The organism is Streptomyces sp. NPDC043746 (genome assembly GCF_056436485.1).
In genome coordinates this window covers 76531-100692 of the sequence record NZ_JBWKCM010000010.1, presented here as the reverse complement: position 1 = coordinate 100692, position 24162 = coordinate 76531, and the positions used below count along the sequence as shown (strand labels likewise).

21 protein-coding genes are annotated in these 24162 nt (G+C 71.5%); 5 read left to right on the top strand and 16 right to left on the bottom strand.

All coding sequences use genetic code 11. The annotated features are described in order from the left end of the window. Positions 1–103 precede the first annotated feature (103 nt). Positions 104–406 carry a hypothetical protein gene (locus tag AC0682_RS13790; RefSeq protein WP_478532925.1) on the bottom strand — a complete coding sequence of 101 codons (303 nt, stop codon included), beginning with the start codon at positions 404–406 and terminating at the stop codon, positions 104–106. A gap of 135 nt (positions 407–541) precedes the next feature. After that, entirely contained in the window at positions 542–1696 is a 1155-nt protein-coding gene (locus AC0682_RS13785) for an adenosine deaminase (protein ID WP_478532924.1), read from the bottom strand. 113 nt (positions 1697–1809) lie between these two features. On the opposite strand from AC0682_RS13785, the gene AC0682_RS13780 reads away from it, so the two are divergent. Continuing rightward, positions 1810–2571: an alpha/beta hydrolase gene (locus AC0682_RS13780; protein WP_478532923.1), complete on the top strand. Its 762-nt coding sequence runs from the start codon at positions 1810–1812 to the stop codon at positions 2569–2571. A 53-nt stretch (positions 2572–2624) separates the two neighbouring features. Here AC0682_RS13780 and AC0682_RS13775 read toward each other — a convergent pair whose 3' ends face one another. The 3 genes from AC0682_RS13775 to AC0682_RS13765 all read right to left on the bottom strand — a co-directional run bounded on the left by AC0682_RS13775 (position 2625) and on the right by AC0682_RS13765 (position 5237). After that, positions 2625–3764 (bottom strand): hypothetical protein, encoded by a 1140-nt coding sequence (locus AC0682_RS13775; RefSeq protein ID WP_478532922.1) that lies wholly within the window; start codon positions 3762–3764, stop codon positions 2625–2627. Between the two features lie 107 nt (positions 3765–3871). Further along, positions 3872–4210, bottom strand: coding sequence for a hypothetical protein (locus tag AC0682_RS13770; RefSeq protein ID WP_478532921.1), 339 nt, complete (start codon positions 4208–4210; stop codon positions 3872–3874). A gap of 73 nt (positions 4211–4283) precedes the next feature. Further along, positions 4284–5237: a LysR family transcriptional regulator gene (locus AC0682_RS13765; protein ID WP_478532920.1), complete on the bottom strand. Its 954-nt coding sequence runs from the start codon at positions 5235–5237 to the stop codon at positions 4284–4286. A 62-nt stretch (positions 5238–5299) separates the two neighbouring features. Between AC0682_RS13765 and AC0682_RS13760 the strand changes: the two genes are divergently transcribed. From AC0682_RS13760 to AC0682_RS13750, 3 genes are all read left to right on the top strand, one after another. Then, positions 5300–6613, top strand: a complete 1314-nt coding sequence (locus AC0682_RS13760) for an MFS transporter (protein ID WP_478532918.1) — start codon at positions 5300–5302, stop codon at positions 6611–6613. 215 nt (positions 6614–6828) lie between these two features. Next, positions 6829–7548, top strand: a complete 720-nt coding sequence (locus tag AC0682_RS13755; RefSeq protein ID WP_478532917.1) for a L,D-transpeptidase family protein — start codon at positions 6829–6831, stop codon at positions 7546–7548. Positions 7549–7659: 111 nt separating this feature from the next. Next, positions 7660–8703: a sigma-70 family RNA polymerase sigma factor gene (locus AC0682_RS13750; RefSeq protein WP_478532916.1), complete on the top strand. Its 1044-nt coding sequence runs from the start codon at positions 7660–7662 to the stop codon at positions 8701–8703. Position 8704: 1 nt separating this feature from the next. On the opposite strand, the gene AC0682_RS13745 is transcribed toward AC0682_RS13750, so the two are convergent. After that, on the bottom strand, positions 8705–9088 hold the full coding sequence (locus AC0682_RS13745; protein WP_478532915.1) for an STAS domain-containing protein: 384 nt from the start codon (positions 9086–9088) through the stop codon (positions 8705–8707). Positions 9089–9237: 149 nt separating this feature from the next. On the opposite strand from AC0682_RS13745, the gene AC0682_RS13740 reads away from it, so the two are divergent. Further along, complete coding sequence (locus AC0682_RS13740) at positions 9238–12582, top strand: S8 family peptidase (protein ID WP_478532913.1); 3345 nt, start codon at positions 9238–9240, stop codon at positions 12580–12582. Between the two features lie 108 nt (positions 12583–12690). Here the strand turns inward: AC0682_RS13740 and AC0682_RS13735 are convergent, their stop codons facing one another. From AC0682_RS13735 to AC0682_RS13690, 10 genes are all read right to left on the bottom strand, one after another. After that, positions 12691–13281: a Uma2 family endonuclease gene (locus AC0682_RS13735; protein WP_478532912.1), complete on the bottom strand. Its 591-nt coding sequence runs from the start codon at positions 13279–13281 to the stop codon at positions 12691–12693. Between the two features lie 97 nt (positions 13282–13378). Further along, positions 13379–14656: a thymidine phosphorylase gene (locus tag AC0682_RS13730; RefSeq protein WP_478532910.1), complete on the bottom strand. Its 1278-nt coding sequence runs from the start codon at positions 14654–14656 to the stop codon at positions 13379–13381. Positions 14657–14772: 116 nt separating this feature from the next. After that, positions 14773–15204 carry a cytidine deaminase gene (locus AC0682_RS13725; RefSeq protein WP_254811842.1) on the bottom strand — a complete coding sequence of 144 codons (432 nt, stop codon included), beginning with the start codon at positions 15202–15204 and terminating at the stop codon, positions 14773–14775. Next, positions 15201–16463: an ABC transporter permease gene (locus tag AC0682_RS13720; RefSeq protein ID WP_254811843.1), complete on the bottom strand. Its 1263-nt coding sequence runs from the start codon at positions 16461–16463 to the stop codon at positions 15201–15203. The genes AC0682_RS13725 and AC0682_RS13720 overlap by 4 nt, the downstream gene beginning before the upstream one ends. Next, positions 16460–17578 (bottom strand): ABC transporter permease, encoded by a 1119-nt coding sequence (locus AC0682_RS13715; protein ID WP_254811844.1) that lies wholly within the window; start codon positions 17576–17578, stop codon positions 16460–16462. The genes AC0682_RS13720 and AC0682_RS13715 overlap by 4 nt, the downstream gene beginning before the upstream one ends. After that, on the bottom strand, positions 17575–19158 hold the full coding sequence (locus AC0682_RS13710; RefSeq protein ID WP_437441669.1) for an ABC transporter ATP-binding protein: 1584 nt from the start codon (positions 19156–19158) through the stop codon (positions 17575–17577). Before AC0682_RS13710 ends, AC0682_RS13715 begins: the two co-directional genes overlap by 4 nt. A gap of 338 nt (positions 19159–19496) precedes the next feature. Continuing rightward, a complete protein-coding gene (locus AC0682_RS13705; protein WP_254811846.1) occupies positions 19497–20543 on the bottom strand; it encodes a BMP family lipoprotein in 1047 nt (348 codons plus the stop codon). A gap of 174 nt (positions 20544–20717) precedes the next feature. Continuing rightward, positions 20718–21956, bottom strand: a complete 1239-nt coding sequence (locus AC0682_RS13700) for an amidohydrolase (protein ID WP_437441670.1) — start codon at positions 21954–21956, stop codon at positions 20718–20720. A 227-nt stretch (positions 21957–22183) separates the two neighbouring features. Further along, complete coding sequence (locus AC0682_RS13695) at positions 22184–23218, bottom strand: hypothetical protein (RefSeq protein ID WP_478532909.1); 1035 nt, start codon at positions 23216–23218, stop codon at positions 22184–22186. A gap of 10 nt (positions 23219–23228) precedes the next feature. Beyond that, complete coding sequence (locus tag AC0682_RS13690) at positions 23229–24161, bottom strand: N-acetylneuraminate synthase family protein (protein WP_254811849.1); 933 nt, start codon at positions 24159–24161, stop codon at positions 23229–23231. Position 24162: the final 1 nt, after the last annotated feature.

Below are 24162 nucleotides of genomic sequence, written 5' to 3'. Positions count from 1 at the left end.
GCAAGCAAAAACGCACCACCACCCCCCCCCCCCCCCCCCCCCCCCCCCCCCCCCCCCCCCCCCCCCCCCCCCCCCCCCCCACCGCCGTGTGCTGCGGGTGCGGTCAGCCGCCGAGCGGGATGCCGTTGGCGGTCAGGCCCTGCGTCGGCAGTCCACCGAGCAGGCCGACGACCGGGGCGGCGGCGTCGGTGGCGTCGGCGCCGAGGACCTTGCCGACGGCCTCCTGGACCGGGGCGTTCTGGGCCGCCTGGGCGACGGTGTCCAGCGCCATGGAGGAGACGGGGAGCGCTCCGGCCGCGGAGTCGAGCGGGAGGGCGGGGGCGGCGGCGGCGCTGCCCGCGGCGGCAGCGGCGAAAGCGGCACCGAGAGCGGCGGCACCGAGAGTCTTGGCAGCGGTCTTCTTCATGAAGAGTTCATCCTTGGGGAAGGGGATGTGAGCGGCTCTGCACGGTAGCCATCCCGTCGCCCCGACCGCAAACATCCCGACACACGGGAAATGGCCGGGGAATTTCTCCCCGGCCATCGCCCACACCCTCGAACGTCAGCTCGCGGAAGCGGTAGAACTGCTGGTCACAGCGGTCTGACGGAAAAGCCACTCGGACTTCAGCTCCGCATAACCGGGCTTGACGACCTCATTGATCATCGCGAGGCGTTCGTCGAAAGGAATGAAAGCTGATTTCATCGCATTGACGGTGAACCACTGCATGTCGTCGAGCGTGTATCCGAACGCCTCGGTCAGCAGCTCGAATTCCCGGCTCATGCTGGTCCCGCTCATGAGGCGGTTGTCCGTGTTCACGGTGACGCGGAAGTGCAGCTTCCGCAGCAGCCCGATGGGGTGGTCCGCGTACGAGGTGGCGGCGCCGGTCTGAAGGTTGGACGTCGGGCACATCTCCAGCGGGATGCGCTTGTCCCGTACGTAGGAGGCGAGGCGGCCGAGGGAGACCGAGCCGTCCTCCGCGACCTCGATGTCGTCGATGATCCGCACCCCGTGGCCGAGCCGGTCGGCGCCGCACCACTGGAGGGCCTGCCAGATCGACGGCAGACCGAAGGCCTCGCCCGCGTGGATGGTGAAGTGGTTGTTCTCCCGCTTGAGGTACTCGAACGCGTCGAGGTGGCGGGTGGGAGGGAAGCCTGCCTCGGCGCCCGCGATGTCGAAGCCGACGACGCCCTGGTCCCGGTAGCTGTTGGCGAGTTCGGCGATCTCCAGCGCACGGGCCGCGTGCCGCATCGCGGTGAGCAGGGCGCCGACGCGGATGCGGTGGCCGTTGGCGCGGGCGATGCGCTCGCCCTCGCGGAAGCCCGCGTTGACCGCCTCGACGACCTCCTCGAGGGTCAGGCCGCCCTCCAGGTGCTGCTCGGGGGCGTAGCGGACCTCGGCGTAGACGACGCCGTCCTCCGCGAGGTCCTCGGCGCATTCGGCGGCCACCCGGAAGAGCGCGTCGCGGGTCTGCATGACGGCGCAGGTGTGGGCGAAGGTCTCCAGATACCGGGGCAGCGAACCGGAGTCGGCGGCCTCGCGGAACCAGACGCCGAGCTTGTCGGCCTCGGTCTCGGGGAGGGAGTCGTAACCCTGCGCGCGGGCCAGCTCGATGATCGTGCCCGGGCGGAGGCCGCCGTCGAGGTGGTCGTGGAGCAGCACCTTGGGGGCGCGCCGGATCTGGTCGGAATCAGGGACATTCAGGGTCTGGCTCGTCATCTGGGCACTGTAGCGCCTACGCGCGTAGAGCGCCCGCTGGCGCCTTCCGTCGATGCGTAACAGTGACCGGAAAGTCGGGTGGAGTACACCTGCTCTTCTGAGACTGTTCTGTCATGGCACAGCGCGCACTCCCCCTGCCTGCCGCCAGGCTGGGACGGGCCGTCTCGACGGCCGGAGCACCATACGAGGTCAGCGGCGTGGTCCTGCTGCTCCCGGACGGCGAACCCGACTCACGGCGCCGCCCCTCCCCCCTTTCGTACGCGATGCAGCTGCCGTTCGCCCGTGCGCTGGCGCGCGCCGGCGAGGGCGACGGGCTGGCGGTGCACGTCCTGCGCTACCGCTGGCGGGGCTGGAACGACACCGACGCGCACCCGGCGCAGGACGCGGCCTGGGCGGCCGACGAGGTGCAGCGGCGGTACGGGGACGTGCCCGTCTGCCTGGTCGGCCACGGGATGGGCGGACGGGCGGCGCTGCGGGCCGCCGGGCACGGGGCGGTCACCTCGGTGCTGGCGATGGCCCCCTGGCTGCCGGACCACACCGCCGCCGAGCCGGAGCCGGTGAAGCAGCTCGTGGGGCGGCGGGTGCTGATCGTGCACGGCACCAACGACGAGCGAACCGACCCGGAGTTGTCCTACCGGCTGGCCGAGCGGGCGAAGAAGTCCAACCGGGACACCTGCCGCTTCGAGGTCCACTCCGACGGGCACGCACTGCGCCAGCACCGCTCCGAAGTGGTGGCGCTGGCGGCGGACTTCGTACGGGGTTCGCTCTTCGCCCGCTCCTACGCCCGCCCGGTGAAGGACGCGCTGGCCGCCCCGCCGCCGCTGGGGCTGCGGATGCCGCTGGCGGCGGGGTTCGGACGGTCGCTGCGGCACTGAGGGGCGCCGCGCCCTGCCCCTCCGGCCGGACAACCGTGCGCTCACGGAGGTGGTCAGGCGGCCGGTGGCCCCAGCGCGCCCAGGATGCGGCGCATGTCGTGCCGTTCCGCCACGACGAGCACCCGGGCCGCCCCGTCCCGGCACTCCAGCACCACTTCCGAGTACCACCTCAGCACCACGTCCGACCACCGCCCCGGGTGCCGCGGGTCGGCCACGTGCTTGCGCCGCAACCGCACCGGGACGAGGGTGTCCGGCAGCGGATCGAGGGCGGCCTTCCCATACGGGTCCGTGGCCGGCGCGAGACGTGCGCGGGCGCCGGGCGCCGGCGGCGGGTCAAGGGCGAGGTGGTCGTACCCCTCGACGCTGTAGGGCACGTCACCGACCACGGTTGCCCGTACGACCTGTCTCCCGGTGAGGGCCGTGGGTTCGAGGACGACGTCGTCCGTGGCGCGCCGCCCGAGCAGCTTGGTCAGCAGCGCCGCCGCCGCTCCCGAGACCGCGCAACCGGCGGCGGAGACCAGCAGGACGAGCGGAGCGTCGTCGGCGACGGCGGAGGCGGTGATCGCGACTGCGGCGGGCACCAGGGCCGCCACGCACGGCACGGCGGCGCGCCACGCCCGGACCACGGGGTCGCGGGGACGGCGCAGAACCCGTCGGAGCGCTGCCAGCAGGAGGGCCGCACCGAGGATCGCCAGCGCGAGAGCCACCCCCAGATGGCCGAACGCGACCGGGCCGGGCTTGCCGTGCGCGTCCTGGCGCAGGTCTCCCAGGCCCACCGCCCACACCGTGGAACGCCAGGAGTGCAGCACCACCCGGTCCCCGCGCCCCACCTCGTCGAAGACGGGCCCGGGGCCCTGCATCTTCACCTGGAACGGTGAAGCGCCCGCGCCCGGATCGACCTTCACCAGCCGGACCACGGACTTGGACTTTCCCCGACGCTCCTTGGCCAGGACCGTGGCCGGTCGTTCGGAGAGGCAGTCACCGTGGCCGGTGGCCGGGCCGACGGCCCCGGCGCACGGGAGGGCTGCCCGGAACTCCCCGACCTCGGCGAGCTTCCCGGGCAGCCCGGCGGCGAGGATCAGCGCCGTCACCGCCAGGGCGACCCCGATGACGCCGGGAAGGAGGGCGTCCCTCGCCCTCCACCGCACAGGCGCGGGCGAGGTGTCCGGACTGGTGGAGAAAGCATGGGTCACCTGGACATTCTGTCCGTCTCGCACGGGTCGGCGACGGGCGGGGGCGGCGGGCGCTCGGATCCAGCCGGACCGGCTGGGCGGCGGGCGTGGTCATGCCCGCGCGGCCGTCACCGGCCCCCTCTCCCTCCGTGCCCGCTTGTGGACGGGACGGTGCGGGACCGGGGCGGCGGCGACGGGTTCCGTCGGGAACGCCCCCTGCGGGAACCCGGTCGCCACAGGCCCGCGATCCACAGCCCGTCCACGATCCCCCCGGCGGTGATGAGGAGGAACGGAATCATGTAGGCCTGCCAACCGGGCGATGCGAACACGAGGTCGAGAGCGATGACGCCGACCAGGCCCGCGGGCAGGGCGATCTTGAAGCCCCACGGCTGACCCGTTCGGGAGAAGGCGGACGCAAGCGCGACACCGGCCAGCAGCGCCAGCCCCCAGTCCTCGACATCACTCATACGCCCTCGACCTTTCCCGACCGCCCTTCGAGAGGGGGCGGCGCCCTCCATTCAACACGGCTTGCGGGCCCCCTCACTCCGGCAGCAGGTTCCCCCGCCGCGAGAGCAGGAACCGCTTGAAGGCGGCGACCGGAGGGGTGTCCGGGTGGCCGTCCAGCCAGGCGACCCCGATCTCGCGGACCGCGCGCGGGGCCGTCACCGCCAGTTCGACGACCCCCGGGCGGGCGACCGCCGGGGGCGGCAGCAGGGCGACGCCGAGACCGGCGGCGACCAGGCCGCGCAGGGTCTCGGCCTCCTCGCCCTCGAAGGCGACGCGCGGGGAGAAACCCGCCTCCGTGCAGAGGTCGTCGGTGATGCGGCGGAGCCCGTAACCGGGTTCGAGGGTCACGAAGGTCTCGTCGGCGGCCTCTGCCAGGCGGATGCGGCGGCGGGTGGCGAGGCGGTGGTCGTCGGGGACGACCAGGCGCAGGCGCTGTTCGTCCAGGCGGCGGGTGACCAGGTCGGGGGCGTCGGGCACGGGCGAGGTGAGGCAGAGGTCGAGACCGCCCGCGCGGAGCCGTTCGATCATCGCCTCGCCGTAGTTCTGGACGAGCTGGAAGCGGACCCTCGGGTGGTCGGCGCGGAAGGCGCGGATCAGGGCCGGTACGGTCTCCGAGCCCATGGTGTGCAGGAAGCCGAACGAGACCCGGCCGGCCGTGGGGTCGGCGTCCGCGCGGACCGAGTCGGCGGCCTTCTCCACCTCGGCCAGGGCCCGTTCGGCGGAGGTGAGGAAGGTGCGGCCGGCCGGGGTGAGCGAGACGGTACGGCCCTTGCGGGCGAACAGGGCGACGCCCAGGTCCGTTTCGAGCCGGACCATGGCCCGCGAGAGCGTGGACTGCGGGACGCCCAGCTCCTGTGCGGCGCGGGTCACATGCTCGTGGCGGGCCACGGCCTCGAAGTACGCGAGGCGTGGCGCGAGGACGGCACGGATGTCTTCTTCGTAACTACTCGGTGACAGCCGAGGCTGTGAGCTGTGTTGATGCGCCATGGGATCGATTATGGCGGTTTCGTGCATTGGACGCATGAAACGTGGCGCTCTACGTTCGTCGTATGCCTCCCGCCGATACCGGGGCATCCACCGTCGTCGTGGATGCCTCTGCCCCGTCGTCCCCCGTCATCACCTCCCGCGCCGCCGCTCCCGCGAACGGCGCCGAGCGCCTGCAGCCCGGCCGCCCCGGCTACCGCAGGATGAGCTTCGCGCTCTTCGCCGCCGGTGTCGCGGCCTTCGCCCTCCTCTACTCCACCCAGGCCCTGCTGCCCGCGATCTCCGCCGCGTACGGTGCGAGCGCCGGTCAGGCGAGCTGGACGGTCTCGGCGGCGACCGGCGCGCTGGCGCTCTGCGTGCTGCCGCTGAGCGCGCTCTCGGAGCGGTTCGGGCGGCGGGAGATGATGACGGTCTCACTGACGGTCGCGGTCGCGGTCGGGATGCTGGTGCCGTTCGCGCCCTCGATCGGCTGGCTGATCGCGCTGCGGGCCGTCCAGGGCGCGGCGCTCGCCGGACTGCCGGCCTCCGCGATGGCGTATCTCGCGGAGGAGGTACGGCCGAAGGCGCTGATCGCCGCGATCGGGCTGTTCGTCGCGGGCAACAGCATCGGCGGCATGAGCGGCCGCATCCTCACCGGCTGGGTCGCCCAGGCCTGGGGCTGGCGCGCGGCGCTCGCGGCGGTCGGGCTGCTCGCGCTGGCGTGCGCCGTCGCCTTCCACTTCCTGATCCCCCGGGCCCGCAACTTCCGGCCCGGCACGCTCGACCCGAAGGCGCTGGCGAAGACCGTCGCCACGCACCTCGGCAACCCGCTGCTGGTGCGGCTGTACGCGATCGGCGCACTGTTCATGACCGTGTTCGGCGCGGTCTACACGGTGATCGGCTACCGGCTGGTCGACGAGCCGTTCTCGCTGCCGCAGGGCGTCGTCGGCTCGATCTTCCTGGTCTACCTGGTCGGTACGGTCTCCTCGGCCGCGGCCGGCCGACTGGTGGCCCGCCTCGGCCGCCGGGGCGCCCTCTATCTGGCGGTCTCGACCACGGCGGCGGGGCTGCTGCTCTCGCTGTCGGACGCGCTGCTCGCCGTCCTGGCGGGGCTGGTGCTGATCACGGCCGGGTTCTTCGCCGGACACGCGGTCGCCTCGTCCTCGGTGAGCCGGACGGCGACGGAGGGCCGGGCGCAGGCGTCGGCGCTCTACCAGTCGGCGTACTACCTGGGCTCCAGCGCGGGCGGCACGCTCGGCGCGGTCGCCTTCCACGCGGGCGGCTGGGCGGCGACGGCGGCCCTCGGCCTGCTGGCGGTCCTCGGCGTCGTCTCGATTACGCTGTACGGGACCCGGGTGGCGCGGGCCGAGCGGAGGGCGCTGGTACCGGCGACCCGCTGACTCTCCGGGCCTGCCCGAGGACTCGTTCCGGAGGCCGTCGGAGCCAGGCGTTCCGGAGGCCGTCCGGGCCCGTCCGAGGACTCGTTCCGGAGGCCGTAATTCCGGGTATGCCGGACCGCGACGCAACCGAGACCTGACTCGTGCAACCCCCGCTCCCCTTCGCGCGTCTACCAGGCGTAACCGCAAAACCACTGTGGGCGAAGGGGAGTTGGCGCATGGGAGTCACGGCTAAAATAACCGGAGGACGGCGGCTGCGACGTGGGGCGGCGCTCTCCGTGGCCGGGCTGGTGGCGGCACCCGCCCTGGTCCTGGGCACCGGGACCGCGGCTCAGGCCGCCTCCTGCACCACCTCCACGGGGCCGCACCAGAAGCAGGTCGAGAAGTTCCTGAAGCGGCCCGTCGACGGCAAGCAGTCGGCCGCCGACTGCAAGGCGATCCAGAAGTTCCAGAACGCCCACGGCATCACCCCGGCCGCCGGGTACGCCGGGCCGCTGACCTGGCGCACGATGAACACGATGCTCGCCCAGCAGGCCGCCGGGAAGAACCCCAACAAGGCCGGGAAGTGCCCCACGAACAAGGGCCGCATCGCCTGTGTCGACCTGACCCGGCAGCTGAGCTGGATCCAGGACGGCAAGACGCTGAAGTACGGTCCGGTGCCGGTGCGCACCGGCCGGGACGGCGCGGAGACCCGTACGGGCGCCAAGAAGATCTACTGGCGCAACATCAACCACTGGTCGACGATCTACAACGTGCGGATGCCGCACGCGCAGTTCTTCGACGGCGGCCAGGCGTTCCACTCGGTCACCAAGTCCATGTACAACCCGCCGGGCTCCGGTGGCTGTGTCAACATGCGCCCCGCCGACGCGAAGGCATACTGGAACCTGCTGAAGAACGGCGACGACGTGTACGTCTACGGGCGCAAGCCCGGGACCTGATCGGCGCGGGCCCGTCGGCCTCTACTCACCCCTGCTGTCAGTGCCCTGCGGTAGCTTCCGAGGTACCGGGTGACCAAGGCCGCGGCGCGGCTGCGCGACAGGGGTGGAGCGATGAGCGATCTGACCACGACGACGGCCGCGGGCGCGGGGGCCGGGGGCACCGGAGTCCCCGGTGACGCCGACATCGACGCCCGCCTCGAAGGCCACCGCACCGAGCTGACCGGATACTGCTACCGGATGCTCGGCTCGGCGTTCGAGGCCGAGGACGCGGTGCAGGACACCCTGGTGCGGGCCTGGCGCAGCATCGACACGTTCGAAGGCCGCTCCTCCCTGCGCTCCTGGCTCTACCGCATCGCCACCAACGTCTGCCTGGACATGCTGAACGCGGGCAACAAGCGGGCCCGGCCGGTCGATCTGAGCGGCCCGACCCCGCTCGCCCAGGCCGCGCTCACTCCCCGCCCGGAGAACGTCTGGCTGGAGCCGATGCCGGACGGCCGCGTCCTGCCCGCCGTCCAGGACCCGGCGGAGGCCGCCGTGGCGCGGGAGTCGGTGCGCCTGGCGTTCATCGCCGCCCTCCAGCATCTGCCGCCCAAGCAGCGGGCCGTGCTGATCCTGCGCGAGGTGCTCGCCTGGAAGGCGGCGGAGGTCGCCGAGCTGCTGGAGACCTCCGTCGCCTCGGTCAACAGCGCCCTCCAGCGGGCCCGGGCCACCCTGACCGAGCACAAGGGCCGGGTGCCGGACGCGGCCGACCCGCTCGACGAGGAGCAGCAGAAGCTCCTGGAGCGCTATGTGAAAGCCTTCGAGGGGTACGACATGGTCGCCCTGACCGCGCTGCTCCACGAGGACGCGGTGATGACGATGCCGCCGTTCGACCTGTGGCTCCAGGGCACCTTGGACATCACGGGCTTCATGACGACCATCGGCGCGGCCTGCGCGGGCTCCCGCCTGGTGCCGGTCTCGGCCAACGGCTCCCCGGGCTTCGCCCACTACAAGCCCGCCCCGGAGGGGCCGGGCTTCGTGCCGTGGGCCGTGCAGGTCATCGACGTCCGGGACGGGGCCGTCTCGGGCATGCACTGCTTCCTGGACGTGGAGCGGTGGTTCCCGCTCTTCGACCTGCCGGAGCGGCTGCCGGCGGGGGCGCAGGGCGGGGAGTGACTCAGGGCCGGGAGCGCCGGGCCTCCGGCTCCCCCAGCCCCACCACTTCCGCCAGCCCCACCAGGTCCAGCAGCCCCTGGAGTTCGGGCCCCACCCGGCGCAGCACCAGCTGCCGCCCGGACCGGCGGGCGACCAGGGCCAGTCGGGCCACCGCCTCCACCAGGGCCAGGCCGGGCCGGTCCACGCCGCCGACATCGCACTCCACGGGGCCCGACGGCGCGGGAGGGGCCCCGTCCGGCGCGGTGGCCCCGGGACCGCTCAGCAAGGTCTCCAGCTCCGCGCAGAGAGCCGGTACGGCGTCACGGGTGACGTGTCCGGCGACGACGAGAACGATCGGTTTCACGGCTGCCACAACGGCAGGACCGACCCGGTGACCGAAACTCATCGCCGCCCGGGGTGGGATTTCGGCCGATGAGCCCCAACTCACAAATTGAGCACATCCCTTGCGAACCCCTTCACGACTTTTTCCCTCTGGTCTGAGTGAACGGTTCAGAGGAACCGCCTCATTCTCCAGGGGGAGAGTTGCGCAGACATGTGAACAGGGCGGGGGTCCCGGCTGTCGCCGCGGCCGTCGCCGTCGCGCTTGCCGCGGGCATGACCACGCCCGCCGCCGCCCAGCCGGTCCGGCCCTCCGCGGCGGGCCCTGCGGCCTCCGGTCTCCCGGGCAAGGCCGTGCACCAGCTGACGCTGATCACCGGTGACCGGGTGTCGGTGGACGCCAAGGGCCGGGTCGTGGGCTTCGAGCCCGCGCAGGGGCGCGCCGGAATCCCGGTGCGCAAGCAGATACGGGACGGGCGCACGCTCGTCATACCCGCCGACGCCCAGCGGCTCATCGCCTCGGGCAAGCTCGACCGGCGGCTGTTCGACATCACGGAGCTGAACCGGCCGGAGAACCGCCGGGCCCAGAAGAAGGACCTGCGGCTCATCGTCAGCTACGGGGGCGCGCAGAGCGCGCGGGCGAAGGCGGAGGTCCGGGGCGCGGGCGCCACCCGGATCGGGCGGAGCCTGCCGTCGTTGAACGCGCAGTCGGTGGCCACGCCGAAGGAGGACGCCCCGGACCTGTGGGAGGCGCTCACCAGCGAGCAGGCCGGCAGTCCGCAGCGCACCACCGCGGCGGGCGTCGACCGGGTCTGGCTGGACGGGAAGCGCAAGGTCGCCCTGGACCGCAGCGTCGGCCAGATCGGGACGCCGGCGGCCTGGCAGGCGGGCTACACCGGCAAGGGCGTCAAGATCGCGGTCCTGGACACCGGGGTGGACGGGACCCACGCCGACCTCAAGGGCAAGATCGCCGCGGCGAAGAACTTCTCCTCCTCGCGGGACCTGAAGGACCGGGTCGGCCACGGCACGCACGTCGCGTCGATCGCGGCGGGTTCGGGCGCCCGGTCGGGCGGGAAGTTCAAGGGCGTCGCCCCGGACGCCAAGCTGCTGGCGGGCAAGGTGCTCGGGGACGACGGGTTCGGCGACGACTCGGGCATCCTGGCCGGCATGGAGTGGGCGGTCGCCCAGGGCGCCGACATCGTGAACCTGAGCCTCGGCGGCATGGACACCCCCGAGGTGGACGCGCTGGAGGCCGCGGTCAACCGGCTCTCGGCCAAGAGCGGTGTCCTCTTCGCCATCGCGGCGGGCAACGAGGGCGACGGGGCGGGCACGATCAGCTCTCCCGGCAGCGCGGACGCCGCGCTGACCGTCGGCGCGGTCGACGTCAAGGACAAGCTGGCGGGCTTCTCCAGCCGTGGCCCGCGCGTGGGCGACGGCGGGGTCAAGCCCGATGTCACCGCCCCGGGTGCGGACATCACGGCAGCCTCCGCCCCCGGCTCGGAGATCGCTCTGGAGGTCGGTGAGAAGCCTGCGGGCTACACCACCATCTCCGGCACGTCGATGGCCACCCCGCATGTCGCGGGCGCCGCGGCGCTGCTCAAGCAGCAGCACCCCGGCTGGAAGAACACCCAGCTCAAGAGCGTGCTGGCGGCCTCGGCCAAGCCCGGTGCGTATACCCCGTTCCAGCAGGGCGCGGGCCGGATCGCGGTGGACCGGGCGCTCACCCAGACCGTCGTGAGCGACCAGGTCTCGGTCAACTTCGGGGTGCAGCAGTGGCCGCACACCGACGACGTCCCGGTCACCAAGAACATCACGTACCGCAACCTGGGCACCGCCGACGTCACCCTCGATCTGAAGGTCACCGGCACCGGCCCCAAGGGCAAGCCCGCCCCGGCCGGCTTCTTCACCCTGGGCGCACAGCAGGTCACCGTCCCCGCGGGCGGCACCGCGCAGGTGTCGCTGACGGCCGACACCCGGCTGGGCGGCGCGGAGAACGGCGCGTACTCCGCGTACGTCACGGGCACCGGCGGCGGCCAGAGCGTCCGCACCGCGGCCGCGGTCGACCGTGAGCGCGAGTCGTACGACGTCACGCTGAAGGCCATCGGCCGTACCGGCAAGGCCCCGGCCGCCGCGGACTTCTCGCTGGGCGACCTGGGCGGCACGGCGGGCGGCGCCTCGTTCACCGCGCCGTTCAAGAACGGGGTGGCCAAGGTCCGGGTGCCCAAGGGCACGTACGTCCTGGACTCGGACATCGTCACGGACCGGAAGAAGCCCAACCACATCGACTGGCTCGCCCAGCCGAAGCTGGCCGTCACGAAGAACACGACGGTCACGCTGGACGCACGCAAGGCCAAGCCGATCGCCATCACCCTGCCGGTGAAGGGGGCCAAGGTCCGCAGCCTGCAGAGCGAGTACACGATCTCGACGAAGCAGGCCGAGGCCACGTACAGCTGGATGGTCGGCGCGGGGGACAGCCTCCGCACCGCCCACGTCGGCCCGAAGATCACCGACGGCTCGCTCAGCCAGCGCTGGGCCGGCAGCTGGAACACCGGGGCGTCGGGCGACTACAACACCGTCTCCGGCGGCCGGGTCCAGCAGCTCGGCACGGGCTACAGCCGCACCTACAAGGCCAACCAGTTCGCCACGGTGAAGCTGACGATGGGCGCCGGGGCGGTCAAGAAGAAGACCGGCATGGTCTACCCGATGGCCGAACTGCCCGGCGGCTACGGCCTCTACGGCTCTCCCGCGACCCAGTCGCTGCCCGGGGTCCGCACGATCCGCCTCTCCACCACCGACAAGGCCCGCTGGACCCTGGACTTCACCCAGGTGGGCGGCAAGGACGCCGACGGCTTCCCGGTCTACGACGCGGGCTACACCGTCGGGAACGCCGTCGCCTACAAGGGCGGCAAGACCTACACCCGGGCGGTCAACACCGGTGTCTTCGGCCCCCGGCTGACCGGCTACGACGGCGTCTACCGGGAGGGCAACGAGATCGCCGCCATGCTGCCGGTCCTGGCGGACGGCAAGGGCAACGAGGGCGGGATGCAGCTCTCGTCGGTCACGACGGTGCTCCACCGCAACGGCAAGAAGTACGCCCAGAACAAGGACCCGCTCCAGGGCTGGGAGCCGTTCAAGGTCCCGGCGGGCGACGCCTCGTACCAGCTCACCTCGTCGGTGCGGCACAGCGCGAAGATCGGCAACCTCTCCACCCGGGTGGACGTCAGCTTCTCGTTCCGCTCCAAGAAGTCGACCACGAAGCTCCCGGTCTCCACCGCCCGCTTCACCCCCGCCATCGGCTCCGACGGCTACGCGAAGGCGGGCAGGACGATCTCGGTGCCGGTGACGGTCCAGGGCTCGGCCGCCGGGAAGAACCTCAAGTCGCTGACAGCGTACGTCAGTTACAACAACGGCAAGACCTGGAAGAAGGTCACCGTGAAGAAGGGCAAGATCTCGGTGAAGAACCCGGCGAAGGGCAAGGCCATCTCCTTCGCCGCCGACATCACCGACAAGAAGGGCAACAAGTCCTCGGTGAAGATCTACAACGCCTACCTGGGCAAGTGACCCGCCAGGGAAGGTAGTTCACCCCGCACGACGGCGGCCCGCCGCACGGAGAAGTTCCGTGCGGCGGGCCGCTCGCGTGTGCCACCGACAGGAGTGGCGGAAGCGGCCTCAGCTGACCGGGAAGACACCCGTGTCCAGGTCGAGTCCGAACGGTTCGGGGAGGGTGATCTTCCCGCCGTACTCGACCGCTTGCAGCACCCGGTACGTGCCGCCCTCCGGCTCCCCGTAGAGCGTCGCGGTCGGCCGGCCGGAGTGCCAGGGATCCAGGAGCAGGAACAGCTCCACCCCGGCCTTGGCATAGCCGTTGGCCTTGCTGATGCGGTCGTGGTTGGCGTTGGCCCGGGAGGTGATCTCGACGACGAGGCGGGCTTCCTCGGCGGGGACGGTGTTCCCCGGCCCGGAGGCGGTGGCGCGGTCCACGACCACGAGGTCGGGGATGTAGATCCCACCCCGCCCCGGCAGCGAGAGGCCGAGGGTCTGGTAGATCTCCCACTCCTCCGGGATGACGGTGTAGAGCCTGCGCTGGAGCAGGGCAGCGGTGGTGTTGTGGTCCTTGGACGGTGGCGGCGACACGGTGACGATCTCCTCGATGATCTCCACCTTGCAGCCCTCGGGTGCGTCCGTCTCCTCCCAGATCCGGACGATGTCGTCCCAGTCCTGGCCGTGGCCCGGCACGGGGTCGACGGTGAGTGCGCTCATGGCGGTCTCCTCTATCGGTACGTCACCGAGTCCAGCATGCCGAACGGGACCGGCGGCAGTCCACCGGTCCCGTTCACCCGTACAGGGAAGCCGCAGGTCAGGCGATACGTTCCCGCACCACCGGCAGCGGGGCGAACGACGTGCCCGCCGGGGCGATGTCGTACGCGCCCGGGAGGGCCTTGAGGGCGTAGTCGAACTTCTCCGGGGTGTCCGTGTGCAGCGTCATCAGGGGCTGGCCCTCGGTGACGGTGTCGCCGGGCTTGGCGTGGAGTTCGACGCCCGCGCCCGCCTGCACCGGGTCCTCCTTGCGGGCGCGGCCGGCGCCGAGGCGCCAGGCGGCGACGCCGACGTCGTAGGCGTCCAGGCGGGTGAGGACGCCGGAGGCGGGGGCGGTGACGATGTGGTGCTCGCGGGCGGTGGGCAGCGTGGCGTCCGGGTCGCCGCCCTGGGCGGAGATCATGCGGCGCCAGACGTCCATCGCGGAGCCGTCGGAGAGCGCCTTCTCGGGGTCGGCGTCCTTCAGGCCGGCCGCGTCCAGCATCTCGCGGGCCAGGGCGAGGGTCAGGTCGACGACGTCCTTCGGGCCGCCACCGGCCAGGACCTCGACGGACTCCCGTACCTCCAGGGCGTTGCCCGCGGTGAGGCCGAGCGGGGTCGACATGTCGGTGAGCAGGGCGACCGTGCGGACGCCGCTGTCGGTGCCGAGGGCGACCATGGTGGAGGCCAGTTCGCGGGCGTCCTCGATGGTCTTCATGAAGGCGCCGGAGCCGACCTTGACGTCCAGGACGAGCGCCCCGGTGCCCTCGGCGATCTTCTTGGACATGATCGAGCTGGCGATCAGCGGGATGGCCTCGACGGTTCCGGTGACATCGCGCAGCGCGTACAGCTTCTTGTCGGCGGGGGCCAGTCCGTCACCGGCGGCGCAGATGACCGCGCCGGTGGTGTCGAGGACGTGCAGCATCTCCTCGTTGGACAGGTGCGCCCGCCAGCCGGGGATGGACTCCAGCTTGTCCAGGGTGCCGCCGGTGTGGCCGAGGCCCCGGCCGCTGAGCTGCGGTACGGCCGCGCCGCACGCGGCGACCAGCGGGGCGAGCGGCAGGGTGATCTTGTCCCCCACGCCGCCGGTGGAGTGCTTGTCGGTGGTGGGGCGGGAGAGCGCTCGGAAGTTCATCCGCTCGCCGGACGCGATCATCGCGGCGGTCCAGCGGGCGATCTCGGTGCGGTCCATGCCGTTGAGCAGGATCGCCATCGCGAGGGCGGACATCTGCTCGTCGGCGACCTCGCCGCGGGTGTACGCGTCGATGACCCAGTCGATCTGCTCGGGGGTCAGCTCGCCTCGGTCCCGCTTGGTGCGGATGACGGAGATGGCGTCCATGGGAGTCCTTCCGGCCGGTGCGTACGCAAGAGTCCTCGTTGACTCTACGCGCATAGAGAGAGGAAAGGACGGTGGCCCTTCCAGGAAGGGAAGGGCCACCGCCGGAGAGTGCGGGGTCAGCCGAGGTGCTGCGGGCCGAACGCCTGCGGCAGCATCTCGTCCAGCGTGCGGCGCCCGTCGGGCGTCTCCAGGAGGAGTCCGGGGCCCCCGAACTCGTACAGGAGCTGCCGGCACCGGCCGCACGGCACCAGGATCTCCCCGGTGCCGTCCACGCAGGTGAAGTGGGTCAGCCGGCCGCCGCCGGTCGCCTGGAGGGTGGAGACGAGGCCGCACTCGGCGCAGAGCGAGAGGCCGTAGGAGGCGTTCTCGACGTTGCAGCCGGTGATCGTGCGGCCGTCGTCCACCCGGGCGGCGACCCCGACCGGGAAGCCCGAGTAGGGGGCGTACGCCCGGGACATCGCGTCCCGGGCCGCGTCCCGCAGGGCCTCCCAGTCGGCCTCGTCGAAGGTGACGGTGGCGGCTGGGCCTTCGGAGGCGGGCGAGGTCACTTGCCCTCGCCCTTCCGATAGGGCACGCCGTCCGCCTTCGGCATCCGTAGCCGCTGCGCGGCGAGCGAGAGGACCAGCAGCGTGGTGACGTACGGGGCGGCGTCGACGAACTGGCTCGGCACCTGGTCGGTCAGCAGGTACCAGGTGAACAGCAGCGCCGAGACGGCCGCCGAGATCACCGCGGCGACGTACTTCTTCTTGTAGAGCTGCCAGAACACCGCGATGACCAGCAGGATCGCCAGCAGGAGCAGCATCGCGTGGACGTTCTCCGCGCCGCCGCGCAGCTTGAGGCTGTCGGTGAAGCCGAAGAGTCCGGCGCCGAGCGCCATCCCGCCCGGCATCCAGTTGCCGAAGATCATCGCGGCGAGGCCGATGTAGCCGCGACCGCCGGTCTGGCCCTCCTGGTAGATGCCGGTGGCGACGATCGCGAGGAACGCGCCGCCGAGGCCCGCGAGCCCGCCGGAGATGGTGACCGCGATGTACTTGTACTTGTACACGTTGACGCCGAGCGTCTCGGCTGCCACCGGGGACTCGCCGCAGGAGCGCAGCCGCAGTCCGAACGGGGTGCGCCACAGGATCCACCAGGTGGCGGGAATCAGCAGCAGCGCGAGCAGGGTCAGCAGGGAGAGGCCGGTGACCAGGCCGCCGAGGATGCCCGCGATGTCGGAGACCAGGAACCAGTGGTGCTGCTGGACCTCGCGCAGCCAGTCCGAGAGGCCCGGGATGGTGATCTTGTCGATCGGGTCGATCCGCGGGGACTGCTTGGAGGAGCCGCCCTGCACGCCGTCGAAGGCGAAGTTGGAGAGGTAGCGGGTGACACCGACGGCGAGGATGTTGATCGCCACACCGGAGACGATGTGGTTGACGCCGAAGGTGACGGTGATGATCGCGTGGAGCAGGCCGCCGAGGCAGCCGCCGATGATGCCGAAGAGGACACCCATCCACGGGCCCCACTGGAACCCGGCCCAGGCACCGAACCAGGTGCCGAGGATCATCATGCCTTCGAGGCCGATGTTGACGACGCCCGCGCGCTCGGCCCAGAGGCCGCCGAGTCCGGCGAGGCCGATCGGTACGGCGAGTTCCAGGGCTCCGGCGACCTGGCCGACGGAGGTGATGTCGTCGGCGCCGCTGATGAGGCGGACGAGCGAGACGAGGGCGAGGCCGCCCGCGATGATGAGCAGGACGACGGGCAGGGTGAGCTTGCGGCGGCCGCCCTTCAGCGGGGCGGGGCGTGCGGCGATGGCTTTGCTGGTGCTCACAGGGCCGCCTCCTTCTCGGTCTTGATGGCATGGCCGGCGGCGAGTTCCTCGCCGACCTTCTGCTGCTGGCGGCGGACGCCGTAGCGGCGTACCAGCTCGTAGGAGACGACGACCGAGATCACGATCAGGCCCTGCATGATCGTGGCGATCTCCTTCTCGTACCCGTACTGGTCGAGCGAGGCCGACGACTTGTCCAGGAAGGCGATGAGCAGGGCGCTGAAGGCGATGCCGAGCGGGTTGTTGCGGCCCAGCAGCGCGATGGTGATACCGGTGAAGCCGATCCCGGTGGGGAAGTCGAGGCTGTAGGTGTGGGTGTCACCGAGCAGCGTCGGCATGCCCGCGAGGCCCGCGACCGCGCCGGAGATCAGCATCGAGGTGAGGATCATCTTCTTGGCGTCCACACCGGAGGCCTGGGCGGCGCTGGCGCTGGCGCCGGTGGCGCGCAGGTCGAAGCCGAACCGGGTGCGGTTGAGGACGAACCAGTACAGCAGGCCGCAGCCGGCCGCGACGAAGGTGAAGCCGTAGATCTCGCCGGCCCCGTCGCCCATCGGCAGCCCCGGGAACCAGCCGGACTCCGCGATCTCACCGGTGGTGAGGTTGTTGGAGCCGGGGGGCTGCTCGCCGAAGTTCTTCGGCAGGATCAGCCAGGCGATCAGCGCGGTGGCGATCGAGTTGAGCATGATCGTGGAGACGACCTCGCTCACCCCGCGGCTGGTCTTGAGGAAGCCCGCGATGCCGGACCAGAAGGCGCCCACGAGCATCGCGACGATGACGATGAGCGCGATATGCAGCGGGCCGGGCAGGCTGACGCTGGCGCCGACCAGTGCGGACATCATGGCGGCGAGGCGGTACTGCCCGTCGACGCCGATGTTGAAGAGGTTCATGCGGAAGCCGACGGCGACCGCGAGGGCGGCGAGGTAGTAGGTACCCGCCTGGTTGATGATCAGGACCTGGACGTCGGTGTACGACGCCGAGTCGAACATGATCCGGTACGGCTCGAAGGGGTTGCGGCCGGAGGCGAGCAGCACCACAGTCGTCAGCGCGAGGGCCACGACCAGGGCGAGCACCGGCCCGGCGAAGCCGAGGATCAGCCGGTCCTTGTCGATTTTCTTCATCGGGCCTCGTCCTCCGGGCTTTCGAGGTGACCGGTGGCGGCACCGGTCATGGCCGAGCCCAGTTCCTCCGGGGTGATGGTGGCCGGGTCGGCGTCGGCGACCAGTCGGCCGCGGTACATGACGCGCAGGGTGTCGGAGAGCCCGATCAGCTCGTCCAGGTCGGCCGAGATCAGCAGGACCGCGAGCCCCTCGCGGCGGGCCTCGCGGATCTGGTCCCAGATCTGCGCCTGCGCGCCGACGTCCACGCCCCGGGTGGGGTGGGCGGCGATCAGGAGCTTGGGGGCGTGGCTCATCTCGCGGCCGACGATCAGCTTCTGCTGGTTGCCGCCGGAGAGCGAGGCCGCGGTGACCTCGATACCGGGGGTGCGGACGTCGTACTCGCGCACGATCCGCTCGGTGTCGGTGCGGGCCGCCCTGTTGTCCAGCAGCCAGCCGCGGCTGTTGGGCTTCTCGGTGACATGGCCGAGGATGCGGTTCTCCCAGAGCGGGGCCTCCAGCAGGACCCCGTGGCGGTGGCGGTCCTCGGGGATGTAGCCGATGCCCGACTCGCGGCGCTTGCGGGTGGGGGCGTGCGAGATGTCGTCGGTGTCGAGGGTGATCACGCCGCCGTCCGGGTCGCGCATGCCCATCAGGGCCTCGATCAGCTCGGTCTGCCCGTTGCCCTCGACGCCTGCGATGCCGAGGACCTCACCCTTGTGGATGGTGAAGTCGACGCCCGCGAGGACGTCGCGGACAGTGCCGTCGGGGTCGGTGACGGTGAGCGAGAGGTCCTGGACGCGCAGCATCGGGACTTCGGTGACGGTGGACTCGCGGGTCTCCGGCGAGGGCAGCTCGCTGCCGACCATCAGCTCGGCGAGCTGCTTGGTCGTGGTGGTGGCCGGGTCGGCGGTGCCCACCGTCGTGCCGCGGCGGATCACCGTGATGTCGTCGGCGACCGAGAGCACCTCGCCCAGCTTGTGCGAGATGAAGATGACGGTCAGGCCCTCGGCCTTCAGCTCGCGCAGGTTGGCGAAGAGGGCGTCGACCTCCTGCGGCACGAGGACCGCGGTCGGCTCGTCCAGGATGAGGATGCGGGCGCCCCGGTAGAGGACCTTGAGGATCTCCACGCGCTGCCGGTCGGCGACCCCGAGGTCCTCGACGAGCACGTCGGGCCGGATGCCGAGCCCGTAGGCGTCGGAGATCTCCTTGATCTTCCTGCGGGCGCCGGAGCCGATGCCGTGCAGCTTCTCGCCGCCGAGGACCACGTTCTCCAGGACGGTGAAGTTGTCGGCGAGCATGAAGTGCTGGTGCACCATGCCGATGCCGCGCTCGATGGCCTCACCGGGGTTGGAGAACGAGACCTGCTCACCGTTGATGGCGATGGTGCCCTCGTCCGGCTTCTGCATGCCGTAGAGGATCTTCATCAGGGTGGACTTGCCGGCACCGTTCTCCCCGACGAGGGCGTGCACGGTGCCCTTGCCGATGGTGATGTCGATGTCGTGGTTGGCGACGACGCCGGGGAATCGCTTGGTGATGCCGTGCAGTTCCACGGCGGGGGGGCTGCTGGACGCGTTGATGACGCACTCTCCTTGGCCGGACAGGAGCGGGGGCGGAGGGGCTGAAGGGGGTGAAGTTATCGCGCCGGAGGGCTGTCTACACGCGTAGAGCTGCCAAATCTTGAAACACAGGCGCACGTCACCGTCCGGACACGGGGTCCGGCCCGGTAAGGAGAGCACTGCGAGAGGCGGATCTTCTTCTTCGGGTACCGCGGGTTCTTCTCGGGTGTCGCGGGGGAGCCGCGGTCGTGCCGCGGTCCTCCGGCTGCGGTGGGGACCTGCCCCGCTGGTCGGGGAGGGCCCGGCGGCCCTGTCCGCCCGCCACGCCGGTGTGCGGCGGGCGGTCGGACAGGGCCTGGTGCCTGAGGGAAGGGCCGTCCCGGTTACGGGGCGGTCTTGACGGTGATCTTGCCGTCGATGATGTCCTGCTTGGCCTTGTCGACCGCGGCGATGACGTCGGTCATCTTGGTGAAGGCCGGGTTGGACGTCGACAGGGCGACGCCGTCCTTGTCGAGGCCGTAGCGGATCTCACCGGACTGCGGCTTGCCGTCCTTGACCGACTTGATCAGGTTGAAGACCGCGTCCGAGACGTCCTTCGTGACCGAGGTCAGGATGGACTCCTTGTAGTTGGCGAGGCCCGCCTGGTTGTACTGGTCGGAGTCGACGCCGATGTTCCACTTGCCCGCCTTGGAGGCGGCCTCGATGGCGCCGGAGCCGGCCAGACCGGCGGCCGAGTAGATCACGTCGGCCTTCTTGTCGAGCTGGCCCTGGGCGGCGGCCTTGCCGAGGTCGGGCTTGGAGAAGCCGTCGAAGTTCGGGGGCTGGGTCAGGTACTGCGGCAGCACGTTCACCGAGGGGTCGGTGTCCTTGACGCCCTGGACGTAACCGGCTTCGAACTTCTTGATCAGCGGGGTCTCGACACCGCCGATGAAGCCGACCACCTTCGTCTTGCTGACCTTGGCGGCGGCGACGCCGGCGAGGTAGGAGCCCTGCTCCTCGTTGAAGACGATGTTGGCGATGTTCTTGCCGGTCACCGAGGCGTCGTCGATGATCCCGAACGTGGTGTCCGGGAACTTCGGGGCGACCTTCTTGATGGCGGGCGCGTAGGCGAAGCCGACGCCGATCACCGGGTTGTTGCCGGCCCGGGCCAGCTCGGTGAGGCGCTGCACCTTGTCGGCGTCGCTCTCACCGTCGGAGGGCTCGGCCTCCTTGCCCTCGACGCCGAGGTCCTTCTGCGCCTTGGAGAGACCGGCGTAGGCGGCGTCGTTGAACGACTGGTCGCCGCGGCCGCCGATGTCGTACGCGATGGCGGCCTTGTCACCGTCGGAGCCGGAGCCCGACGACGACGTCTTTCCGCCACACGCGGTGGCGCTGAGCGCGAGGGCCGCTGACGCGACGCCCACGGTGGCAATCCTGGTGATCCGGCGCAAGGGAGGCTCCTTCAAACCTGACCGAAGCGCCTCTTCCGGCGCTGGTTTCGCGGCGATCGTAACGCGCGTAGATGTCAGATAAGAGCACGTACGGAAGCCGTTATCGGATCGTCGCGAACAGAGGGTGGCGCGCCGGGTCCACGGATGGCCGGCGAACAGTTCGTTACGGCTGCCCTACGACCGTCCGGCCAGCAGGGCGGCGGCCGTGAACAGCTCGACCCCCACGGTGATGGCCTCTTCGTCCACGTCGAAGTTGCCCCGGTGCAGGTCCAGACCGCGCGTGTCGCCGGGCGGCCGGACGCCCAGGCGGGCCATGGCGCCGGGGACGCGCTCCAGGTACCAGGAGAAGTCCTCGCCGCCGAGGCTCTGTTCGGTGTCCTCGATCGCGTACGAGCCGCGGCGCTCGGTCATCGCCGCGTCCAGCAGCCCGATGGACTCGGCGTCGTTCACCACGGGCGGGACGCCCCGTACGTAATTGATCACGGTCTTGGCCCGATGCATTCCGGCCACCTCGTCGATGGCGGCGTGCACCAGGTCGGGCGCGTCCCGCCAGGCGGCCAGATCCAGGCAGCGGACCGTGCCGGACAGCTCGGCGTGCTGCGGTACGACGTTGGGGGCGTGGCCCGTCTGGAGGCGGCCCCAGGTCAGCACGAGGCCGGAGCGGGCGTCGACGCGGCGGGCGAGCAGCGCGGGGACGTCCACGGCGACCCGGGCGGCGGCGGTGACCAGGTCGGTGGTCAGGTGCGGGCGGGCGGTGTGGCCGCCGGGGCCGTCGAGGGAGATCTCCAGGCGGTCGCAGGCGGAGGTGATGGGGCCGATGCGCAGCCCGATCCTCCCGGCGTCCACCTTGGGGTCGCAGTGGACGGCGATGATCCGGCCGACGCCCTCCAGGACCCCGGACTCGATCGCGTCGACCGCGCCGCCCGGGAGGACCTCCTCGGCCGGCTGGAAGACCAGGCGTACCGCGTTCGGCAGGAGCCCCTGCCGGTGGAGCCCGGCGAGGACCAGCCCGGCGCCGAGCACGGTGGTGGTGTGGACGTCGTGCCCGCAGGCGTGGGCCCGGTCGGGGACGGTGGACCGGTAGGGGACGTCCGCCTTGGTGTCCGGGATCGGCAGCGCGTCGATGTCGGCCCGCAACGCCAGCATGGGCGTCACCCCGTCCCACTCCCCCACGTCACAGACGAGCCCGGTCCCCACGTCGAGCACCCGCGGCCGCAGCCCCGCCTTCTCCAACCGGTCCTTGATGGCGGCGGTGGTCCGGAACTCCTGGTTGCCCAGCTCGGGGTGCATGTGCAGATCCCGGCGGAAGGCGATCAGCTCGGCCCGCAGCTCGTCACCGAGCCTGCCGGGCAGCCCACCTCCTCCCGGCTGGTCGACCAGGTCTTCGGAGCGGGCTGCGGCGCGGGACTTCAACTGGTTCACCTGGTGAAGCGTAGGCCCCTTCACCCCCCAACTGGCCACAGATCAAGAAAACTTCAACCGCACAGGGGAACAGAAGGCGGGGTGGAGGTGTGTGACGGGTCGTGACGGTGGGTATGCCTTGGGGTTCTCCAATGGTGTACGGGACCGGTCGATACGCCGTCGCCGCACCCCCTGCGCGTACGCCCTCCCCGCTCCCTGCGCGTACGACACCCCGCCCTCTACGCGTGCGCCGTGGACGTCAGCCGCTGCACCCCCCGGGCCGTCTCCGTGACCCCGCTCAGGAAGCCCTGGGCGCGCGGGGAGGCCGTCGTACGCAGCCACTCGGGGGCGATGTCGCAGACCGCGACGTTCACGCCCGTGCCGGCCAGGGCCAGCGGGAGGGTGTGGACCACCGTGGAGGGGAAGCTCACCACCGTGTGGCCGATGGGGCCGCGGCGGGCGATGAGCTCCAGGGGGAGGTCCGGGCGGACGATCTCCAGGCCGGTGGCGGCTTCCAGGGCGTGGAGCTTCTCGGCGGACTCGCGGCGGTGGGCGAAGTAGCGGGTGGCCCCGTGGGTGCGGGTCAGGGCCGCCACCGCCTCCCGGTACGGGGCGGCGTCGACCACGCCCGTCTCCACCAGGGAGGTGCCGACCAGGTCCGCGCCCTTGCCGATGGCGGGCGGGCCGAAGCGGGCGCGGGTCCAGGTGAAGGCGTTGGCGGTGACGGTGATGCCCTCGGGGGGCTCGACCGGCATCGCGGTGAAGACCTCCACCGTGCGCCGGGCCGTCGGGGTGAAGCGGCGCCGCGCGGTGGCCGTGACCGGGGCCAGGACCAGTTCGCGCGGCCCGCCCCGGCCCTTGCGGTGCCAGCGGGTCAGCCGCTCGCCCCTGGCCAGCTGGGCGACGAACTCCATGGTCGCCGTGCCGTCGTCGACCACCGTGAGGCGCTCGGCGCGGACCAGGGTCAGCAGGAGCTGCACGTAACGGGAGAACGGGTCGCCGATCACGATGTGGTCCGCGCGCCTGACCAGTCCGGCCAGGGCGCGCAGGGCCTTGAGAGGCGCGCCGGACTCCCCGCGCGCCTCCTGCCAGCGGACGGCGACGCCCTCGTCGCGGGCCAGCTCCGCCATCCGGCGCAGCTGACCGCGCGACATCGGGTCGACCGGGGGGAGAACGACGACCGTGGTGGCGGCCGGATCGTCTCCCCCCTCGGTGTGCACCCACTCCAGGACGTTCAGGAGCTGGACCGGGCTCTCGACGAAGGCGAGGTTCACCGGTCGGCGCTCAGACCGCGACCGGCTCGGGGGCCGGGGCGTTCTCGGCCTCGGCGACGACGCCCGCGACCCGGCGGAGCTTCTTCATCGGGCCGAGCTCGGACGCGTACACCTTCTTGACGCCGTCACCGAGGGACGCCTCGATGGTGCGGATGTCGCGGACCAGGCGGGTCAGGCCCTGCGGCTCGACGGAGGCGGCCTGGTCGGAGCCCCACATGGCGCGGTCCAGGGTGATGTGGCGCTCGACGAAGGTGGCGCCGAGGGCGACGGCGGCCAGCGTGGTCTGGAGGCCGGTCTCGTGACCGGAGTAGCCGATCGGGACGTTCGGGTACTCCTGCTGGAGGGTGTTGATGACCCGCAGGTTCAGCTCCTCGGCCTTGGCCGGGTAGGTCGAGGTGGCGTGGCAGAGCAGGATGTTGTCGCTGCCCAGGACCTCCACCGCGTGGCGGATCTGCTTCGGGGTGGACATGCCGGTGGAGAGGATGACCGTGCGGCCCGTGGCGCGCAGGGCGCGCAGCAGCTCGTCGTCGGTGAGCGAGGCGGAGGCCACCTTGTGGGCGGGGACGTCGAACTTCTCCAGGAAGGCGACGGCCTCGGTGTCCCACGGGGAGGCGAACCAGTCGATGCCGCGCTCGGCGCAGTGCTCGGAGATGGCCCGGTACTCCTCCTCGCCGAACTCGACGCGGTGGCGGTAGTCGATGTACGTCATCCGGCCCCAGGGGGTGTCGCGCTCGATGTCCCACTGGTCGCGCGGGGTGCAGATCTCCGGGGTGCGCTTCTGGAACTTGACGGCGTCGCAGCCGGCTTCCGCGGCCACGTCGATCAGGGCGAGGGCGTTGCCGAGGTCGCCGTTGTGGTTGATGCCGATCTCACCCGTGATGTAGACGGGCCGGCCGGGTCCGGCGGTGCGGGTGCCGAAGGTGCGCAGACGGGAGGTGCTCATG